This window comes from Streptomyces sp. NPDC042336 (genome assembly GCF_055581985.1).
Genome location: NZ_JBVJEA010000043.1, coordinates 1 through 20,243, shown reverse-complemented (window position 1 = coordinate 20,243; position 20,243 = coordinate 1). Strand labels below are relative to the sequence as shown.

The window sequence follows — 20,243 nt, the reverse complement described above, 5'->3', positions numbered from 1 at the left end:
GAGGGGCAGAGATCGCCGACTCTATGGTTCGGAGCCATTGTGGCCGGACGGATGAACGGTTATGGTTTATCTGAGATGACTGTCTCAATTAAGAATGGAGTGTCATCGTGTTCATTGCTGCGGCGACGGACGGCGTGGCCATCGCTTCGAGCTGGGACCGCGTCGCGGCGGCGGAGATCCGCCGTCTGGAAGACGTGCCGGCCGCCCATGTCGGCGACGCGCTGCAGCGGATGACCGTCATGGACGGCGGCATCCGGCTGCTCACCGAACGCGCCGTGCTCCTGGGCACAGCCCTGACGGTGAACGTGCGGTCGGGCGACAACCTCGCCATCCACCGGGCGCTCGACGAAGCACGGCCGGGCGACGTCCTGGTCGTCAACGGACACGGGGACACGACCCGAGCGCTGATCGGCGACCTCATCGGCGAGATTATGGTGAACGCCGGGGTCACCGGCGCGGTGGTCGACGGCGCGATCCGCGACGCCCGGGCGCTGTCCGCCATGGGACTGGCCGTCTTCGCGCGGGCGGTCACCCCCGCCGGCCCCTTCAAGGACGGGCCGGGCGCCATCGGAGACCCGGTGGCCGTCGGCGGCGTCGTCGTGGCGGCGGGCGACGTGCTCGTCGGGGACGCCGACGGCGTCGCCGTCGTACCACGATCACGGGTGAGGGAAGTCGTGGACGCGGTCGACGGGATCGGCGAGAGGGAAGAAGCGCTCCGCGAGCGCATCCTCGCCGCGCGTCCTGGCCATGTGGCGGTGGCCCGATGACCGCCTCCCGGGTGAAGGAACTGCGCCGAGCTTCGCGGCGCCCGGCCCTCGCCCCGGCCCCGGCGGGCGCCGTATCCCTGGCCATGGGGGAGCCGGACTTCCCGACACCGCCATCGGTGACCGAGGCGGCCGTGGCCGCTCTGCGTGCGGGACACAGCCACTACGCCGACCAGAGAGGGCTCCGGGAACTGCGCTCCGCGCTTGCGTCCAGGCTGCCGGCACACCCCGGCCGGAACTGGACCGCGGACGACGTCGTCGTGACGCACGGCGCCACCGCCGCCCTGGCGGCCGTCGTGTTCGCGACGATCGGCCCCGGCGACCGGGTGGTCGTCCCGGAGCCCGCCTATTCGCTCTACGCAGACCTGGTCGTCCTCGCCGGTGGCATCGTGGACTTCGTCCCGCTCGCCCCGGACCTGCACTGGGACCTCGACGCGCTGGCCGAGGCGCTCCCCGGCGCCGCGATGATGATCTTCTCGAATCCCTGCAACCCGACCGGCATCGTGCACAGCAAGCAGGAGCTCGAGACTCTCGGTAAGCTGCTCGACGGCTCCGACGTCCTCGTCGTCAGCGACGAGGCGTACCACCGGCTTGTCTACCCCGGCCATGAACTGACCTCCGCGCTGGAGATCGAGTCCCTGCGGGACCGGACGGTGTACGTGCAGACATTCTCCAAGACGTACGCGATGACCGGCTGGCGCGTGGGCTACCTGACCGGGCCGCGTGAGGTGGTGGACGCCGCCGCTCAGGTGCACCGGACCCACAACGGTTCGTTGAACACCGCGGTCCAGCACGCGGCCCTCGCCGCCCTCGAACTGCCGGACGCCACAGTCGACGCCATGGTGGACACGTACCGGCAGCGTCGCGAACTGGTGGTCGCGCACTTGTCCGGCGTTCCGGGACTGCACCTGATCCCGCCGGAGGGCGCGTTCTACGGGTTCCTCCGCTACGACACCGGCCTGAGTTCCGAGGCGGTCGTCCGCGAGCTGGCCGAGCGGGAGGTGATGGTCCGGGCCGGCGCCGAGTACGGGCCGTCGGGTGAGGGGCACGTCCGGATCTCGTTCGCGGCCTCCGAGGACGATCTGTGGATCGGGCTGGAACGCATCGTCCGCTACTTCGGCGGCATGCGATCCTGAGCAGGCAGGTGGAGGGCGTACCGCGCCCGCCCAAACAGTCGGACGCCCCCGCGCTCGGAGGCGGTATCCTGTGCCCCGCACAGCGACGAGGCGGAGGAGGCCCGTGACCGACCGGCAGACAGCCCCACGCGGGGGGCGCAGGCTGCGCAGCGACTCCCTCCGCAACCGCAGGCGTCTGCTCCAGGCCGTCGGTGAGCTTGCCCGGGAGGCGCCCGACCAGCTCACCATGCAGGCCGTCGCGGCCCGCGCGGAGATCGGCCCGGCCACCGCCTACCGCTACTACTCCTCGATGGACGACGTGCTGGCGGCTTACGTGCTCAGCGTTGTCGAGGAACTCCGCGACTTCAGCGTCACCTCGGCCGCGCAAGGGCGGCCGCTGTTCGACGCCGTCGTGGACAAGTGGGTGGACCTCCTCGCCGAACACGGCGCCGCGTTGGTGCAGCTTCGGTCCCGACGGGGTTACCTGGAACGGCTCCACGACGGGAACGAGATCATCGTCGCGCAGCGGGAGGCCTGGAGCAGGCCCGTACGGGGACTGCTCCAGGACATTGGACTTCCGGACGAGATGTTCGAGTACGCCCTGTTCCTGAACAATATGATCTTCGACCCGCGGGAGATACACGACTTGCTGCGGGAGACGAGTCTGTCCCGCCGTGAGGTCATCACCCGACTGACCGAGGCGTACGGCGGCGCGTTGAGCGGGTGGTCCCGGGCCGGCTGATCGGCCCGCCCCCGCCGGTCCCGGTTGAGACGCTGCTTTCGAACCTCCGCCGCGATGTATGCAGACCGTTGTTGAGGGGCTCGGCGCTGAATGGCGTGCCAAGGGTTAGGGGCGTTCGAGCGCGGCGCGTTGCATGCCTGGCGGCTGGCAGCCGGATGGTCACCGATTCGACCTTCGAAGGCCGCCTTGTCCGCTGTGTCGGTCGTTGTGGCGAGGTGGAGGTGTGCCAGTCCCAGTTGCGTTCCCGGGACGCTGTTGTTCCGATGGGCGCCTGGACTGTTGGTTGTGCTGTCCTGGGCCCGAAGCGTGACGGGCCACGTTAGCGTTGGCCTGCTCTGCGGGGGGTTGTTCCGCTGCGGGATAGGCGGGTGGCAGGTTGGGAGCTTGCCACGGTGTATCGGAGTGTGGGTCTTGCTGGCGGTCCTGTACGTACCTCGGGGCCGTATTGTCGTGGGCGGCCCGGGTCTCGTTTCCCAGTGATCGCAACCATGCTGCATCACGCGCATGATCAAGGGCTTTGGCGGCCTCGATCCTGGTCTCATAGTGGCCTGCGGAGAACGCGGCTTCAACATTCTGCCGGAATCCGGGGTCGTCATTCAGACCGGCTCGCGCCATTTCCGTCTCGTAGAGGGCGTCTTGCGCAGGCAATCCGCGATCCATGTGCGAAATTATGTCCTTTTGGCTTGATATGATATCATCGCGCATCTCAGGGAACTGGGTGACGAGCGTCCCGAGGCGAAGATCCGCATTGGCTGCATCATAGCGCTGACCAGCCTCGAAGACGGCGTCGTCTATACCTACCTGTGGAATCAAGGCCACGATTTCAGCGTGTCGTTCGCGGGCAACCGTTTGATACCTGTTCAACAGGTCTGCCGCATCTCCCTGCTCCAGTTCGCCATCCTCAACCAGCTGTCGTGTCTGCTCTGCAAAACTCTCAAGGAATTCTTGAATCCGAGGGTCGATATCGTTGGTTTCAGGCATAAGTTCTCCTGGGCTCGAGTTGTAGGTAAGTTTCCGTCAGGTAGGTTTAACGTCTCACGCTTGAGAATGGTTCACCGGTGGTGGGCCAGGCGCGCGGCCGTCAGGGGTTTGACGGGTCCCTGTCGGATGGTCTCAGCGTGGGTCGACGAGCCGCTCACGGTCGCCTCATCCATCCAGCGTTTTGGCTGGAGGGCCGCGTATCTCCTTCCCGGCCTCGTAGCCGCAGGTCATATTGCCCACGGCGGCATGGCCTCTCACGAACTGAGGGCCGACCGCGACGGTCCCTGAACGGGGGTTTGCTCTCTTGGACGCGGGCCTGCTCACGGCGCCGTGCCAGGCGTGAAACGTGGCGCCGGCGCGGCGCCAGAGGCGGAAGAACCCGTAGACGGTCCAGGCGGGGGGAAGTTCCGCGGGCAGGGCCCGCCGCTGGCAGCCGGTGCGGTCGATGGAGCCCACCCCCTACCGCAGTAGCACATCCCTATCGGCTCCCGGGTGTGACGCCCGGCCCCTGCCGATCCCGCACCCTGTACCCCATCGCCCTGCACCACTCCGATGACACCTTCTGTTCACCTACCCCTTAACTGATAGAGTCATCTCAAATAAGATAGGCGTCCAGCTAGCGCATCGACAGGGAGGTCAGCGGTGGCAGCACACCGGGAAGAGCACGAACCCACCGAATCGGCCGGCATGACCGTACGAGCGGGTGATCTCGACGTCGGAGTCATCGACGACGGCGACGGCGTGCCGCTCGTGCTCGTGCACGGCGGCGAGAGCGACCGCACCCAGTTCACGACGCTCCGGGCGCGACTCGGCACAGGGATACGCGCGATCTCCTACGACCAGCGCGACTCGGGAACCACCGTAAACCCCCAGACTCCCTACACGCTGGACATCCTCGCCGATGACCTCGTCGACCTGCTGGACGCGCTGGAACTGCACCGTGCGCATCTTCTGGGTACCTCCTTCGGCGGCGCCGTCGCGCAGCACACTGCGCTCCGGCACCCCGAACGCGTCGCATCCCTCGTCCTGGTCGCCACCACGCCGAGCTTCGCGCTCGGCAGTGAAGCCATCGACGAACTCCTGAACATGTCCCACGAGGATCGCAAGAACGCGGCCCCGGACTTCTTCTTCACACCCGAAGGCCAGGCTGAGCAGCACACCCGGACCGCCCCGACCCTCACCGCCAGAACGCCGGAGCAGAGCGCCCGCCGCCACGACGTAGCCCGGCAGCACGAGGTCCGTGACCGCCTCCGGGAAATCGCCGCCCCCACCCTGATCGTGCACGGAACCGCGGACAGGCTGGCGCCCTGGACCGGCGCCGTCCTGATGGAGCAGCAGATCCCGAACGCGGAACTGCGTGCGATCGAGGGCGGCCGCCACGGGATCGCGGTGGAGTTCGCCCCCACGGTCGCCCGCTGGGTCCGCGAGTTCCTGGGGGTGGACGCGACATGATCCGAACAGCCCCCAATCCCGGTCGGCACGACCCCGCGTACCTACCCCAAGGACGTACGGGCACGTCACGCAGGCCGGACAGTCCCGCACGTCCGCGACCGACGCGGCTCGGCAGCCATGGTTGACGCCGCCCGCGAGGTCGCCGACCGGATGGCCGAGGCAGCCCGGGCATGGCTGGACTCCCTGGACGCGGACCAGCGCAAGGTGGCGGTGGGACCGCGGCCCGGCGCCGACGACCCGGCCGAGGCCGAACGCACCCGCTGGTTCTACACACCCACCGACCACGGCGGGCTGACCTTCCACCAACAGGGCCCCGCACAGCACCGAATGGTGATGCGGCTGGTCGCGACCGGTCTGTCCGAAGCCGGATACGCCACGGTCGCCACCGTGCTCGGCTTGGAAAACATACTCGACCGCGTCGAAGGTTTCTCGGTGAACTGGGGCAGAGAACGCACCCGCGACCCCGGCATGTACTACCTGCGCGTCTTCGGCGAGCCCGGCGGGGCCCGGCCGTGGGGATGGCGGTTCGGCGGCCACCACGTCTCGCTCAACAACCTCGTGATCGACGGGCGGGTCACCGCCACCACTCCCTGCTTCCTGGGCGCGGACCCGGCCGTGTCACCGTTGCTGGGCGGCGCGAAGCTGCGCCCGCTGGGCACGGCCGAGGACCTGGCCCGCGAACTGGTCCGTTCCTTGCGCCCCGAAGCTGCCGCCCGCGCGCTCCTCCTGCCCCGTGCCCCGAACGACATTGTGGCGGGCAACAGCTCCCGCGTCGCCGACCGTGTGGTGAGGCGCAGCGAACTCTGGCGCCCCGGCCCGTACACCCCGGACCGTGCCGAGCACCCGTCCACCGGTCTCGACGGCGCGCACCAGCGGGCGTTGGCCCTCACCCCGGGGCCCAAGGGCGTGCCGGGCGCTGAACTCGACACCGCCCAGCTCGAGTTGCTGCGCGCTCTACTCGGCACCTACCTCGACCGCGTCCCGGACGGAGTGTCCCCGCTGTCCCGCTACGAGGATCCGGCGGCGCTGGACGCCGTGCACCTCGCCTGGGCCGGCTCCACCACCGCCGGCGAACCGCACTACTACCGCATCCAGGGCCCCCGCCTCCTCATCGAGTGGACCAATATCCACCGTGGTGTCAATCACGCCCACGCCGTGTGGCGGGACCCGGAGACCGACTTCGGCGGCGATGTCCTGGCCGCTCACCATGCCGCTCACCACGCGTAGCCACCACGCGCCACACGAATGGAAAGCCACAGACATGGCCGGTCCACGACCGTCACCGAACGACGCGTCCCCTCACACCACGCGCCCCACGCTGAGCGGTTCCTTCGGCATGTGCGCATCGACACACTGGCTGGCTTCCGCCACCGCTCAGTCCGTGCTGGAGCGGGGCGGCAACGCATTCGACGCGGCCACGGCGGGCGCCTTCGTGCTGCACGTGGCCGAACCCCACCTCAACGGGCCGGGCGGTGATCTCGTCGCCGTGCTCGCGACCGCGGCCGACCCCTCGCCCCTCGTACTGGCCGGGCAGGGCCATGTCCCGCGGGGAGCCACGCCCGAGCACTTCCAGGCCGAAGGACTCGACCACGTCCCGGGGGCGGGGGCCCTCGCCGCCGCCGTCCCGGGGGCCGTCGACTCCTGGCTCTGGCTGCTCGCCGAGTTCGGTACCTGGGAGCTCGCCGATGTCCTGGCCTATGCGATCCACTACGCGGAACACGGAGTCCCGGTCGTACCCCAACTGGCGCGCGTTCTCGCCACGGTCGAAGAACTCTTCCGCACTCACTGGCCCACCTCGTACGCGCAGTGGATGCCCGGGGGGAGGGTCCCGCGACCACATGAGACGCTCCTCAATCCCGTTTACGCCCGCACCCTGCGCCGGCTGAGTACCGGGGGCGCCGGTGAGACGAGAACCGCACGGATCACCGCCGCACGGCGTACCTGGCGCGTGCACGTGGCAGCCGTCGCGGCCGAGTTCGCGGCCACACCCCATCGGCACTCCTCGGGCACGGACCACGCGGGAGTGATCACCGCAGCCGACTTCACCGACTTCCATCCGTCCATCGAGCCTGCCGTCACCGCCACCTTCCGGGGGACCACGGTGGCGAAGGCGGGACTGTGGTCCCAGGGTCCCGTGCTGCTACAAGCGCTCACCATGCTGGACCACTTGGACGACGAACAGATCGACCCGTCGACCGCCGCGGGAATCCACACCCTCACCGAGGCCCTGAAGCTGGCCATGGCCGACCGGGAGGCGTACTACGGGCACCTGGATCCCGCGCAGGCGGAGGCCGTCGTGCGCAGCCTGCTGTCCCCCCGCTACAGCAAGGAGCGAGCCGACCTGATCCGCCCGGCCGCGTCCACCGCGTTCAGGCCTGGTGACATCGGCGTCACACCGTACATACCGCCGCTCGTCACCCGGCAGCACGCCGTCCGCGCCGACGGCGTGGGTGAACCCACCGTGCAACAGACGGGGGAGACCCGGGGCGACACCTGCCACATCGACGTCGTCGACCGCTGGGGAAACATCATCTCCGCCACACCGTCGGGCGGATGGCTCCAATCCTCTCCCGCCGTACCAGAGCTGGGCTTCGCACTGGGCACACGGCTCCAGATGACCTGGCTGGACGAGACCGCCCCGTCGCGCCTGGCACCGGGCCGGCGACCTCGTACGACACTGACTCCCACCCTGCTGCTGCGCGACGGCGCTCCCGTGGCCGCGCTGGGCACCCCAGGGGGCGACCAGCAGGACCAGTGGCAACTGATCTACCTGGTGCGCACACTCGCGCTCGGGCTGGACCCCCAGGAAGCGATCGACGCGCCCGCGTTCCACACCACCGCCGTACCCAGCTCGTTCTGGCCACGGACCTGGACACCGGCCGGACTGGTCATCGAGGAACGAGCGGGCGAGGCAGTCATCGACGAACTGCGCGCACGCGGCCACGACGTGACCGTTTCCGGACCCTGGAGCCAGGGCCGTTTGTCGGTAGTCACCCGCGACCCGGACAGCGGCATCCTCAGGGCGGCGGCGAACCCGCGCGGTGCCCAGGGCTACGCGGCGGGGCGATGAACGGCCCCAAGGCACGCACCCGCACCGGACGCCGAACAGTGCGGCGGCGTGTCACGCCGCTCGGGCTGATGCTCGCCCTCACCTTCACGACCGGCGTCGTCGACGCCGTCGGGTACCTGCGCCTGGACCAGGTGTTCGCGGGCAACATGACGGGCAACGTGGTCATCCTCGGGATGGCCGCCGCGGGCCGGACACACCTGCCGGTGCTCGCTCCCGCCCTGGCACTGCTGTTCTTTCTCGCCGGCGCGGCCGCGGCCGGGCGGGTGCTGCGCACCGCTGCCCCGGGCTGGAGCCGCCGGTGCACGGGCCTGCTGGGCAGTGTCGCTCTCGTCCTGGCTGCCACGGCGCTCGGACTCGCTGTCATCGGGGCGGCCACCCCTGGTGCCCGCGCCCTGATGGCGTCGGCTCTCGCCCTGGCCATGGGTGTGCAGGCGGCGACGGCCCGCCACCTGGCGGTGCGGGACGTCACCACCGTGGTGGTCACCTCCACGCTGACCGGGCTCGCGGCGGACTCCCGGCTGGGAGCGGCCCGCCGTCAAGAGGCCCCGCGGCGAGCCGCGGCCGTCGCTCTCATCATCGCCGGAGCGCTCACCGGCGCCGCGCTGTGCCGGGTGCACGAAGGTCTCGCGGTGGCGGCGGCAGCGCTTGTCGCGCTCGCCGTGAGCGGTCTCGGCCACGCGTCCGCCCACTCCGCCGACCACGCGGTGGCAGACCGTCCGGCCACATCATCCCCGAAGTGCGGTTGCCCGACGGATCCGTCGACGGCCGGGGCGGGCGGAAGCGCCACGCGGGCGGCCGGGCCCCTACTCGCCCGGCACCAACGGAAAGGACGCTCATGACCACAACCCTGGACTCCCCGGTCCACATGGGGAAGGCCGCCGTCGCAGCCCTCGGCATGCTGGCGATTTCCACCGGCGCCCTGGAGTCGGTAGTGGCGCCGACGCTCCCGCTCCTGCAACGCGAGCTGGACATGAGTCCGTCCGAAGGGGCGCTCCTCAACATCGTGCTCGCCATTACCGGCACGCTCATCACACCGCTCGCGGGCAAACTCGGCGACCGCTACGGCGGAAAGCGAATCCTGATCCGGCTGATGGCCGTGGTGTCGGTCGGCGGCCTGGTGTCCGCCCTGGCGCCCAACCTGCCGGTGCTGCTGATCGGCCAGATTCTTCAGGGTGCGATGGTGGGCGCGCTGCCGCTGTCTTTCATCGTGGTGCGCAAACACCTCCCCTCAGGAGCATCGAAGGCCGCTATCGGGCTGGTCAGCGGAATGTTCGTGGGCGGCTCGATGGTGGGCCTGCTGTCGGCCGGGCCCGTGGCGGAAGCGTTTTCCCGGCACTGGATGTTCGCGGTGCCGACTTTCGCGGTCATCGGCTTCACCCTGTTGGTGAACAGGCTGATGCCGTCCGACCCGCCGGGCCGGCAGGACGACGCCGGGATCGACTGGCCCGGCCTGCTTCTCCTGAGCGGGATCCTGGTCACCCTGCTGCTCGTGTTCGCGATGGCGCCCGAGGCGGGCTCGCAGCCACTCGTGTTCGTCGCCCTCGTCGCGGTGCTGGCCGCCCTAGTGGCCGGGTGGGCAGCCGTCGAACGCCGCGTGGCCGCGCCGATGATCGATTTGCGCATGCTGGCACGGCCGGTGATCTGGAAGTCGTGTGTGGTGACGTTCGTGATATGCCTAGGCACCGCGATGGGGGTGTATCTCGTTCCGCAACTGCTCGACGTGTCCGGCGACGGATACGGTTTTGATCTCGGCGCCACCGAGATCGGCTTCGTCCTCCTGCCCGGCGCCGTCGCCGCGACGCTGGCCGGACCGCTCGGCGGAATCGGGGAGCGGCGCTTCGGTTCGCGTGCCGTGGTTGCCACCGCGGCCGTCCTCATGGCCGTCGCCCTGCTCGCGCTGTCGGCCGCACACTCCGAGGTCTGGCATATCGCCGCCGGCAAGGCACTGATCGCACTCGCCAACGGCCTGTGTGTCACGGCCATGGTGACCAGCATCGCCTCCTCCGTCGATGAAGGCGACACCGGCATCGCCACCAGTCTGGTCCTGGTGACGCGCGTGCTGGGCTCCGCCGTAGGCGGGATGCTCGGCGGCACGCTCCTCACCTCGGGAACCTCCCCCGGGTCCGAGATCCCGGCCGAATCGGCCTTCACCACCGGCTTCCTCACCGCCGGCGTCGTCGCGGTGCTGTCCCTGCTTGTCGTCCGAACCATGAGCAAAGGAGTCAAGGAATGACTTTCAGCGACCAGCTGACAGGCACTCGTACCACGCTGAGGCCCACGGCCCTGATATCCGGGGCCAGCATCGCCGGTCCGGTCCTCGCGTTCTGGCTGAACCGCTACGGATACGCAGTGACGGTGGTGGAGAAGGCGGGCGCGCTGCGCAGCGGTGGCTACCCCATCGACGTGCGCGGCACCGCGCTGGACGTCGTCCAGAGGATGGGGATCCTGCCGCGGCTGCGGGAGGCCCACATCGACCTGCGCCGCCTCACCTTCCTCGAAGGGGACGGCAGCGAGGTCGCCTCGCTCCACCCGCACAGTGTCACCGGCGGTGTCGCGGGACGGGACCTGGAGGTGCGGCGCGGGGACCTCACCGACGCTCTCTACACGGCTGTCCGCGACGACGTGGAGTTCGTGTTCAACGATTCCATCGACACCCTCGACCAGTCCGGCCACGGCGTGGACGTCACCTTCCGCGGAGGCGGCAGGCGTACCTTCGACCTGGTCTTCGGCGCGGACGGCATGCACTCGCGTACCCGGGAGATGCTGTTCGGACCCGAAGAACAGTTCCACCACTACCTCGGCTACTGCTTCGCCGTGTTCACCATGCCCAACACCCTCGGCCTCTCCCGCGAGACCGTGATGTGGAACTCTCCGGGCAGGGCCGCGGCCCTGTACGCCGTGGGCGACGACGAGGTGCACGCCTTCCTGAACTTCGCCCAGCCGCAACCGCCGTTCGCCGCGTTCCCGGATCCGCAAGCCCAACGTGACCTGGTCGCCACGGTCTTCGCCGACGCCGGATGGGAGGTCCCCGGCATGCTGGCCGCCCTGCGTGACGCGGACGACGTCTTCTTCGACGCAGTCAGCCAGATCCGCATGCCCCGCTGGTCCAACGGCAGGGGCGCGCTGGTGGGCGACGCCGCATGGGCGCCGTCGTTCCTCACCGGACAAGGCACCAGCCTCGCCCTCGTCGGCGCTTATATGCTCGCCGGTTCTCTGGCCAACGGGGGCCACGCTGCGAGTTTCGCTGCCTACGAACACTCCACCCGTGACTTCGTGACCATGAACCAGGATCTGGTCGGCAAGGGCGGTGCCACCCTCTTCCCGACCACACCCCAGACCCTGGCGGAACGCAATGACAGGCTGCGCAACCTCGGTGCCATCCCCTCAGGGGAGGGACGACCGGCACATTCGGCCCTTGCGCTGCCCGAGTTCACGTCCATGAGGTGACCCTAAGCTCCGCTCGGTTTCACAAGCGCCGTTGCCCGAGCGGAAGCGCCCCGGTCACCCCACAAGGGTGACCGGGGCCGTCAGTCCCCCGTGTTGGCCGGGAATCCCTTGCCCGGGCCGCACGGGCTGCTGTCCGAACACGTGACGGCTTCGGCAGCGCTCCGGCCTGGCGCAGCGAGGCCAGTGCATCGGTGACGGGCCTTGCTTGGCCATGCCTGCTGAGATGAGGCCGGGGGAGGAGCACGGCCAGGCGGCAGGACCACATGCGCGTTCAGCTCGAGGATGTGGTCGAGTGGGACGCCGCAGTGCTGCTGCAGAACGAGTGCTGAGGGCAGGTACCGGCCGCTGATCACCAATCGGGCGGCGCGCTGTTTCCCGTAGCGGCGGCCGCGCTGCGCCTGTCAGCCCTTTTGGTGACCAGCAGGTGTATAACGTAGCCCGAGCCTCAGCACGTCCCACCCCTTCGGCTTGAACTGCCCATAACTGCGGTGGACGCGAGCCACGCATACAGGTTACGTGGAACCAAAGTCTGTGCCGGCTAAGTCGTTGTCGGGCCGCGGGCAGACAGAGATACGGATAAGTCCGTTCGGCAGCTGTTCCACGGCTGCGGCGTGCAGTGCTCCATCCCTCCCCGCCAGCGCATCTGGCGTCATGCCGGAAGGCGGCACAATAAGGGACCCGCCCTTGCTCATCAGGGTGGCGATGAGCAAGGCGTGGCTGAGCTCCCCCGGCTCTAGACCGTCCCAGGCATCCAGAGCACCAGGAAGATCACCGATCGGGCTCGTGAGAGTAGTGGTGGCGGCACAGATCCAGTCGGCAACACGGTGGATCCGCCGATACTGCTCGACTTTGAGATCGTCGGGGTGCCCCTCTTCCTCCACCCCTGAAGCCATGGCTTCGAGAACACGAATGGCGCGAGCAAGGTGTTGAGGGGAAGCCACATCAGCCGAAGGCAGCTCATCGCCATCCGGCCACGACTCCAGCGATTCCTCATCCATAAGATTGCTCCTGTCCGTCGCGGTACCACGGGATGATCAACGTGTCGCGGCGTCGCACGGTTCATCAGGCTCGCCCCCCCCGCACGCCAGCCGATCATCAGCGGGCGTTCAAGCTGCCGCTGTCCCTACCTAGTAATACGCGGGCCCACAGACCACCTGAGTCGAAGGCCAAAGATCAAGAAGAAGCACAACAGCTTCTGAAGCCACGGTGGGCACTTCGGTGATGACCCTGAATGCGAGGACGGTGGACCAGACGGCTGCGTTCACCGGCCTTGAAGCACACCAGCGCGGCCATGGAGATGCCGCCTCGGGAAGCGCCGTTGAACCGAACCACGGGCGTGCTGCCTGTGGGTGCCCAGGTGCATGCGCGGTGCGACGTCATCGAGACGGCAGCTTCGTCCTCGAAGATTAGCCATGCCCCGAGCGCCGCAGCGGTGGCTTTGCCCGGGGCACTTCACCCAGCTGGCCACCGCCGCCTCGTCCCGTTCGACTGCCCGCCGGCCAGGCTGCTGACACGACCAGCCACGCCGCCGCAGCAACTCCCACACTCCGCGGATCGACAACGACACCGCCAGATGGTCTGCGATCAGCATGTGTACGGCGAGAGCGTCCACTCGAGTTAGCGCAGGTAAAGCACGGTGGGCGGACTCCGTCGGCGGTCAGTTTGCCCTTGCCGCCAGTGCTCCGAGCAAGGATGCGTTCACTCCGTCGCTGCCGGAACCATTCCTTCTAGATGCCGTGCGTCAGAAGCACTAGGACACCACTGTGTTCGAGCGACTCGTCAGCGTTCGTGCTGCGAACTTCGGCGGTGCCGTGTTGTGGGCCTAGCGAACAGGCGGGGAGACCGGCGCGAAGGCGTAGGGGCCTGGAAACGGATCTTGCGACAGCGGGAGCGGGTGGTGATCAGTGGCTGCGGAAGGTTGATCGTGGTGATGAGTTCACTGGGCGCCAGTACAGTGTTGCGGTCGGGTGAACTGCCGGGCAGGCGGTGGAACTTTCCGAGGGAACGGCGAGTTCTCCAGCGGCACCCTGGACATACCTGATTCCGCACGACCGGGCAGCGTGACCTCAGACGTCTCTTCGTGGCGCGCTCCCGGGCGAGCACATGTGATCGGTCATCCTGGGCTAACACTGACGGTTCTGTTGCTGCAGCTCACCGAAGGCGAGGTGCCAGCGGCCGTACGTTGGCCACGTGAAGTCAAGGGCTCAATCACCCACTACATGACAGCCGAGCTGTCACTGATGCCAGGACAGGAGTGGCCGGTGACCCCGCTCCATTGATCAATACGTCCCAGGCATCTCGCAGAGACAGGAGTTGACCTCATGCACAACCAGGATGCGGCTTCTTCACACGCCGGTGACGAACAGTTGATTGGTGGACGGTACCGACTGTTGGCCGTGCTCGGGGAGGGCGGCATGGGCACCGTATGGCGCGCCCGCGACGAGGCGCTGCACCGTGAGGTGGCCGTCAAGGAGGTGCGTGCCTCAGCAGACCTGCCCGCAGAGCGCATCGCACAGATGTACACGCGGTTGGAGCGGGAGGCGTGGGCGGCGGCACGCATCAGCGCACGGGGTGTGGTGACCGTCTACGACGTGGTCACTTTCGACAACCGACCGTGGATTGTGATGGAACTCGTCCGCGGCAGTTCGCTGGCCGATGTGATCGGCGTCCAGGGCGCCCTGCCAATGAGGGAAGCTGCGCGGATCGGCGCCGAACTGCTGACGGCGCTGTGCGCGGCCCACCGAGCCGGGGTGTTGCACCGTGACGTGAAACCCGCCAACGTCCTGCTCACCGAGGAGGGCCGGGTCGTGCTCACCGACTTCGGAATCGCAACGGTGGAGGGCGACACGGCCCTGACACTGACGGGTGAGGTCGTAGGCTCGCCCGAGTACCTGGCGCCGGAGCGGGCGCTGGGCCGCACACCGGGCACCGCATCCGACCTGTGGTCACTGGGTGTGCTTCTTTATAGCGCTGTACAGGGCCGTTCGCCGTTTCGTCGGACAACGGCTCTCGCGACACTGCGGGCCATCGTCGATGACGAACTGCCGTCGCCGCACCGGGCGGGACCACTCACTTCGGCTATCCAGGGGCTGACGCGAAAGAATCCTGAAGAGAGGATGACGGCTGAGCAGGCCGCGATCGAACTGCGTCGGGTCATCGCGGAACCGGCGGCGCCCTCGGCCGACGAAACGGCAGGCGTCGCCACCACCGCCAGAGCCTCGGGAACAGCAGCGGAGGAACTGCCCACCGCCTTTTCTGCTCCGGAACAAGCCCCGCCCTCAGCGCCCGATGAAGACGCGAGTGTGACCGTCGTGACCGAGCCGGCAGTGGACGCCGCGCGCACCAAAGCAGCGCCTTCGCCACCGACACCTGTGACGAACCCGCCGTTGCCCGAGTCCCTGGCGTCTTCTGCTGCGGCCGCCACCACCTCTGCACCCGAAGCGGTGCCGTCGTTCGGCCCCCCTACGGCCATGGGCGGTTACGGGCCTGTCATTGAGCCGCATGGTCCAGGCTTCTCAGGTGTCGGCGCTGCGGTTACCCCTGCAGGGAGCAACCGTCGGACCACCCACCTGATTGGTTCTGCGGCCGCCGTACTGGTTCTAGTCGGTGGAGGCCTGACCTATGCGTTCGTGGGCGACAGCGACGGCCGGGGGGATGAAGCGAAAGGGAGCGGGGCAACCACGTCCCAGCCTGTGTCCGTGACAGTGTCGGGTGGCGCTACTGCGTACGAGGGCAGTTGCCCTCCTGGTGAGAGTAAGGCGCCTTGGTTCGAGGCGACCTTCACGGCTGCCCGGTCTCCTCTCCAGTTCTCCTACCGTTGGGCCTCGGAGAACGGGGCAGTGGTCGACCGCGAGTGGCGGACAGTGACGTTCCGAGAGGGTGACCCAGTCACCAAGAGGGAGACGGTGCGACTGTCAACTTACGCGCGCGAGGGGACGTTGCGCAGCGCCATGTCAGTGGAGATCCGGTCGCCCTTCAACGTCAAGTCCAACGCTGTTGCCTTCTCCCTGACGTGCCGCCCCGGCGCCGAGTAGCCTCACTCCCTTTTGTGAAAATTTCAACTAGCTCTGGTTTCCCGTAAGGAGTTTCCATGTTGTCGGTCATCGTGGGACGTATCGGTCCCTTCGCCGGCCAGAGCGTCGTCCTCGGCGACGCTCCACTGACATTCGGACGTAAAAGCGACAACGACGTCGTTATCGTCAGTGTCAGTGCGTCCAGACTGCATGCCGAAATCCTCGTGGAGGACGGCACCTACGTGCTCCACGACCGCGACAGCAGGAACGGAACGTACGTCAACGACAACCGCGTGACCCGGCACGAGCTGACGCCTGGTGACACCATACGCATCGGCGATGAGACATTCCTGTTCGAGACACAGGAGGCGGTGGAGACGGTCATGGACCTCTCCCAGTTCGCTCCGCCACGGGCCGAGGCAGTCGCCGACCCTGGCATACTGCGGGTCACGGTGACCGGCGGCGGCCCGGTGGGCCTCGCCTTCGCCCTGCTGCTGGAAAGGGCGCTCCCGCAGCGGGTTTCCGTCACCGTCTACGACGGCCGGTGGTTCCGCAGCGGTGACACTGTCGTGTGGAAGGGCGAAGCGCACGGCAATGTGCGTCGCCAGCAGGTCGTCACCGTGCAGAGCCGCCAGTACCTGGCGCTGCCGGAGGAGGTGCGAGCAGCACTCTTCGGCGATGGCCAATTCTCCGAAATGTGGCCCCTCGGTCCGGACTCCGTAGAAGGGCAGCCGCCCCGCAACATCCGGATCGCCCACATCGAGGACCGGCTCCTCGAACTGGCCAACAGCAAGCCAGCGATCCGCTTGGTGCCTGAGCGCTTCGACCCGGCGCAGCACGAACACCTCATCGCCCGTCACCATGTCCTGGCGATCTGTGAGGGCGGCCGGTCCCGTACCCGCGAGCACTTCGCCAACCGCTTCGGCGCGGCCGATGCCTCCATCTACTCACTCAACGGTGAACATCTGCAGGACGTGGTGCTGGGCCTGAGGGTCAAGTCTCGGCTCAGAGACCCGATGAGTGTCCTGCTGACGGTGGCGCAGAACCGCTTTCTGCTCAACTCTCTTCGCGGTGAAGGCTTTCTGAACATGAGACTCACCCGAGAGGAAGCGAGCAACGTCGTCGGCATCGATCCGGTACGGCAAGTCTTCGAGGAATGCATCGCGGCACGCCCCTGCGTGATGAGCCGCCAAGAGGACAGCGAGTTCGTCTGCCCGACGCACGGGACACTGTTCTTGCCCGCTCTGTTGCGCAACTCACCGCTGTGGAAGCGTATCCAGGAAGGGCTGCGCCTCTTCGGCGTCGCCGAGGACGACCTCAGCGCGATCACGTCGTTTCGGCTGGACATGGTGCAGCGACCTCGGTTCACCGCGCAGATCACTCGTCCAGGCGGCGACCGTCCCGGAACCTATGGATTCCTGCTGGGCGACGCGGCGAACTCCATCCACTTCTGGCCAGGCAGAGGCCTGAACAGCGGTCTCGCCTCAGCCGTCTCCCTGGCACGCACACTCAGCGGCGCGTGGCACGGCCGCGCACTGCGCGACGCGGACTTCATCCGGCACGAGGCGGCGATGTCCATGCTCCAGTACCGGCACAAAAGCCGAGCGTGGAACGCCATGGTCGCCACGGACGACCGGGGAGTGGCCCGAGCCATCAAGGACATCATCGATAGCAGTATGGAAGGCAACAAATCCGGGACCACAGGCCCGGAGACGCGCGTTGAGTGCATGGCATCAGCAGCCGGGGACCTGGAGACACTCCTCGACCGCATGCGGGCGATCCGTGATCGCCTTGCACCGCGCTTGCCCGGTCTGCCTGACGACCAGGAACTGCGGGACCACCTTTCCGTACTGGCCCCCGAAACACTGCGAACGCTTCAGGAGAGCGGTGCGTGGGACACACTGATCGTCGGCGGCGAAGAGGCGGATATCGATCTCTTCTACCAACAGGACGCTCCAGTCTTCGTCCCCGCTGCACCTCGCGCGTCGGATCCGCGTCTGCCGGCCTGAGCCCGCTGCAGGGCCTCGGCCATCAGAGCCCCCCATCAGCCGGCCGGGGGACAGGGTGTCGGTCACGGGCGATGTCCTTACCTACGGGTGCTTGCCCAGTCATTCTTGTGCCGAAGGACTTCCTCGTCGCGGGTGCGCTCGTAACATGGTTCGGCACTGCATCAGTTCCGGCGACAGGAGCCGGTCTGAGCGTCCTGACCGTCCGGCCTTCGACCAGGAGCTTCCGGGGGGCAAGGCACCGCCCACCGGCCGCGGCGGCCGCCTGCCTCCTGGGCTGTGACCAGGGACTGCATGCCCGCAGGCCACATCAGGCTGTGAGGGGGCGCGTGTCCTGACCGAGCGGTTTGCGTGGGCATGCCCAGTCGAGAGAACCCGTGAGCGTCTGAAGTGCGGTAGAAGGGGTGATCGAAGGCTCCGCGGATTTGAGCCAGCTTGATCAGCGAGGTGTCGGCTGCCTAGCCAGCCGTGTCACATAGTGACTACATTCAGGGGACGTGAGGTCACTGCTGGGGGGTGCGGCATCGCCACGAGGAATACGAAACCGGAACGTCCGTTTGGCGCTGCGGGCAGGCTGGCCGACGCTCGAATGGCCGTCTCGCGACACGCGGCCGCCTTGTTCGGGTCGCAAGGGGTAGCCAACACCACCGGCGACGACATCGCCGCCGTCGCAGGCATCTCGACCCGCACGGTGTGGCGCTACTTCCGCTCAAAAGAGAGCTGCGTCGAGCCGGTCCTGGCCGCGTCGGCGTACCGGTTCATGACGTCGTTGCGTAGGTGGCCGCTCTCCGCGTCGTTCGAGGATTTCCTGATCGAGGACCTGTCCGAGTCTTCACCGACCCCGCAGGACCTGGCCGACGACATCGCGTCTATACGGCTTATCTCCCTCGTACGTGACGAACCGGCCCTGCGCGCCTCTTGGCTAATGGTGTGCGGCCAGGCCGAGCAGGCCTTCACCCCGGTCATCGCGCGACGGTTGGACCTTCCCGCCGATGACTTCCAAGTCCGTTTGAGTTCGGTGTCTGCGATCGCCGCCGTCCGCGTCGTCTATGAGGAGATCAGTGTCAGTGCGGTCACCGGCGTGCGGACGTATACCCCCGAAGACGTGATCAGAGAGCTGGGGCGAGCCATCCGGATCAGTAGCAACGAACCGATTTGTGACCCCAGGCCGCTACGCCCGCCTTTCTGATGCCGATGAGCCCTTCCTCTAAAGGGTGTTGCAGGAGGTCTGATCTCGCAGACTGAAGCGGTCTTGGGGCCTGTGCGGTCATGCGGTGAGGGCGAGTTTGTGCATGCGGACGACGGCCTGGACGGCGTGGTGGAGGCTGTCGCCGCGTTGGCGGCAGTCGTGCGACGTGGGCGCGGGTCTTGCGATGCTGCGCGTTGTTGTCCTCCTCGCCCTTCAGCAGGGGTCGTCCGGGGCGTTTGCGGTGCGGGACGATCAGGCCGGTGTTGTTGTAGGCGCCGTCGCCGAGCGTCTGCCGTGTTGTCGGGCACCGGACGGGCGGTCGCCACCGCCAGACGTGTCTCAGCGTCCACGATGACCTGCGCATTCGCCGAGAACCGGCAGTTACGCGAGGACGCGCCGACCCTGCGGTCGCGGACCGGGACGAGGGCGCCGTCCACGATCCACAGCCACTCGACGGCGTCCTGCGAGGCGCGGACCGGCTCGAGCACGAGCAGAAGGGCGAGCCGCTGGAGCACCCGGCACACCGTCGCGGGCGAGACGGGTGCCGGTAACCCCTCGCCGACCCCACAGACATCCGGGGCCTCCACTTCGGGTCAAAAATACGACCCGGTGCGCGATACTACGCAGCAACGAAAGGGGAAATCTCCCGGTCGATAACAACGGCTAACACAACGACCTGACGGTCTGCGGGCGTCCGTCGAAGCGCTCAGACCGCAGACCAGACTGCGCATGGGAAAGCACCACATGTTCCGGCGGCAGCACTTCGCACACGTGGTGCGAGCCGTCATGGCGGCATCAAGCGCGGCCTCCATGGCGAGGGTCATGAGGCGAACCGGCTAGGGCACGGTGAATGCGGTAGAGGTTAGGCGGGTCGGGTGCGGGCCGGGCCCGTGCACGGTAGGCGGTGAAGCGGCGGGGCTCGGCGTTCACATCGGTCGTGCCGTGGTCAGGTCCGCGGTCTGCTGGTAGGTCAGCAGGCCGACTACGGCCTGAACGGTGTCGATCATGTGCTCGCAGCGGCCGAGGTGGCGCGTCAGAGTCCGCCCTTTTCAAGTGGGCGATGCCGTGTTCGACCCGGATCCTCCTCGATGAGTGCGCCTCGCGCTGGCGCTCTACATCTCCTCGTACCAGTCCGGAGCATTCTTCTTGAACAGCGGTGTGATGGTGTGATCACCCGTCCGCCGGTCAGGGCGCCCAGGCCCTGATAACCGGCGCCGGCAAGGATCTCCACCGCGGGCCCATCGGCCAGGAGCTTGACCAGCCCGAGCTGGCGGGCGTGGGTGATGTCTGCTGAGGATGGCGGCGAGGTGGAGTGCGGCCTGATAGGAGATAGCGAGTTCGTCGGTTCGTGTGGCCAGGCCGCGCCACTGGTCGGGTAGCCGGGTCATGTTGCCACGACCCGGCCCCCTCAGAACCGGGCATGCCTGTTTCCAAGCACCACGGCTCAAGCAAGCCCAAAGGCTT

At 67.8% G+C, this 20,243-nt stretch carries 15 protein-coding genes and 1 pseudogene; 12 read left to right on the top strand and 4 right to left on the bottom strand.

Annotated elements, in window-relative coordinates; translation table 11 throughout:
• Positions 1-107: 107 nt before the first annotated feature.
• The 3 genes from ACZ6IM_RS40165 (at position 108) to ACZ6IM_RS40155 (ending at position 2,621) form a co-directional block, all read left to right on the top strand.
• Entirely contained in the window at positions 108-767 is a 660-nt protein-coding gene (locus tag ACZ6IM_RS40165; protein WP_267717224.1) for an RraA family protein, read from the top strand.
• Complete coding sequence (locus ACZ6IM_RS40160; protein WP_319215941.1) at positions 764-1,900, top strand: pyridoxal phosphate-dependent aminotransferase; 1,137 nt, start codon at positions 764-766, stop codon at positions 1,898-1,900. The genes ACZ6IM_RS40165 and ACZ6IM_RS40160 overlap by 4 nt, the downstream gene beginning before the upstream one ends.
• Before the next feature lie 103 nt (positions 1,901-2,003).
• Positions 2,004-2,621 (top strand): TetR/AcrR family transcriptional regulator, encoded by a 618-nt coding sequence (locus tag ACZ6IM_RS40155; protein ID WP_319215943.1) that lies wholly within the window; start codon positions 2,004-2,006, stop codon positions 2,619-2,621.
• A 159-nt stretch (positions 2,622-2,780) separates the two neighbouring features.
• Here ACZ6IM_RS40155 and ACZ6IM_RS40150 read toward each other — a convergent pair whose 3' ends face one another.
• On the bottom strand, positions 2,781-3,602 hold the full coding sequence (locus tag ACZ6IM_RS40150; protein WP_319215944.1) for a hypothetical protein: 822 nt from the start codon (positions 3,600-3,602) through the stop codon (positions 2,781-2,783).
• Positions 3,603-4,244: 642 nt separating this feature from the next.
• On the opposite strand from ACZ6IM_RS40150, the gene ACZ6IM_RS40145 reads away from it, so the two are divergent.
• From ACZ6IM_RS40145 to ACZ6IM_RS40120, 6 genes are all read left to right on the top strand, one after another.
• Positions 4,245-5,054: an alpha/beta fold hydrolase gene (locus tag ACZ6IM_RS40145; protein WP_319215945.1), complete on the top strand. Its 810-nt coding sequence runs from the start codon at positions 4,245-4,247 to the stop codon at positions 5,052-5,054.
• A gap of 117 nt (positions 5,055-5,171) precedes the next feature.
• Entirely contained in the window at positions 5,172-6,281 is a 1,110-nt protein-coding gene (locus tag ACZ6IM_RS40140) for a DUF3500 domain-containing protein (protein ID WP_319215946.1), read from the top strand.
• Between the two features lie 34 nt (positions 6,282-6,315).
• On the top strand, positions 6,316-8,124 hold the full coding sequence (locus ACZ6IM_RS40135) for a gamma-glutamyltransferase family protein (RefSeq protein WP_319215947.1): 1,809 nt from the start codon (positions 6,316-6,318) through the stop codon (positions 8,122-8,124).
• The gene (locus tag ACZ6IM_RS40130; protein WP_319215948.1) at positions 8,121-8,963 is read left to right on the top strand and encodes a YoaK family protein; all 843 of its coding nucleotides are present in this window, start codon (positions 8,121-8,123) and stop codon (positions 8,961-8,963) included. Before ACZ6IM_RS40135 ends, ACZ6IM_RS40130 begins: the two co-directional genes overlap by 4 nt.
• The gene (locus tag ACZ6IM_RS40125; protein ID WP_052843599.1) at positions 8,960-10,357 is read left to right on the top strand and encodes an MFS transporter; all 1,398 of its coding nucleotides are present in this window, start codon (positions 8,960-8,962) and stop codon (positions 10,355-10,357) included. Before ACZ6IM_RS40130 ends, ACZ6IM_RS40125 begins: the two co-directional genes overlap by 4 nt.
• A complete protein-coding gene (locus ACZ6IM_RS40120; RefSeq protein ID WP_398918612.1) occupies positions 10,354-11,571 on the top strand; it encodes an FAD-dependent monooxygenase in 1,218 nt (405 codons plus the stop codon). The genes ACZ6IM_RS40125 and ACZ6IM_RS40120 overlap by 4 nt, the downstream gene beginning before the upstream one ends.
• A 512-nt stretch (positions 11,572-12,083) precedes the next feature.
• On the opposite strand, the gene ACZ6IM_RS40115 is transcribed toward ACZ6IM_RS40120, so the two are convergent.
• Together ACZ6IM_RS40115 and ACZ6IM_RS40110 are read right to left on the bottom strand one after the other, a co-directional pair.
• Positions 12,084-12,569 (bottom strand): hypothetical protein, encoded by a 486-nt coding sequence (locus ACZ6IM_RS40115; RefSeq protein ID WP_319217931.1) that lies wholly within the window; start codon positions 12,567-12,569, stop codon positions 12,084-12,086.
• A gap of 263 nt (positions 12,570-12,832) precedes the next feature.
• Complete coding sequence (locus ACZ6IM_RS40110; protein ID WP_319217930.1) at positions 12,833-13,162, bottom strand: helix-turn-helix domain-containing protein; 330 nt, start codon at positions 13,160-13,162, stop codon at positions 12,833-12,835.
• 730 nt (positions 13,163-13,892) lie between these two features.
• Between ACZ6IM_RS40110 and ACZ6IM_RS40105 the strand changes: the two genes are divergently transcribed.
• The 3 genes from ACZ6IM_RS40105 (at position 13,893) to ACZ6IM_RS40095 (ending at position 18,779) form a co-directional block, all read left to right on the top strand.
• On the top strand, positions 13,893-15,605 hold the full coding sequence (locus tag ACZ6IM_RS40105) for a serine/threonine-protein kinase (protein WP_319217928.1): 1,713 nt from the start codon (positions 13,893-13,895) through the stop codon (positions 15,603-15,605).
• 56 nt (positions 15,606-15,661) lie between these two features.
• Positions 15,662-17,593: an FHA domain-containing protein gene (locus tag ACZ6IM_RS40100; protein WP_319217926.1), complete on the top strand. Its 1,932-nt coding sequence runs from the start codon at positions 15,662-15,664 to the stop codon at positions 17,591-17,593.
• Positions 17,594-18,179: 586 nt separating this feature from the next.
• Positions 18,180-18,779, top strand: a complete 600-nt coding sequence (locus ACZ6IM_RS40095; RefSeq protein WP_319217924.1) for a TetR/AcrR family transcriptional regulator — start codon at positions 18,180-18,182, stop codon at positions 18,777-18,779.
• Positions 18,780-18,857: 78 nt separating this feature from the next.
• Here the strand turns inward: ACZ6IM_RS40095 and ACZ6IM_RS40090 are convergent.
• Positions 18,858-19,318 (bottom strand): annotated as a pseudogene (locus tag ACZ6IM_RS40090) (IS5/IS1182 family transposase); the annotation flags it as partial.
• Positions 19,319-20,243 lie beyond the last annotated feature (925 nt).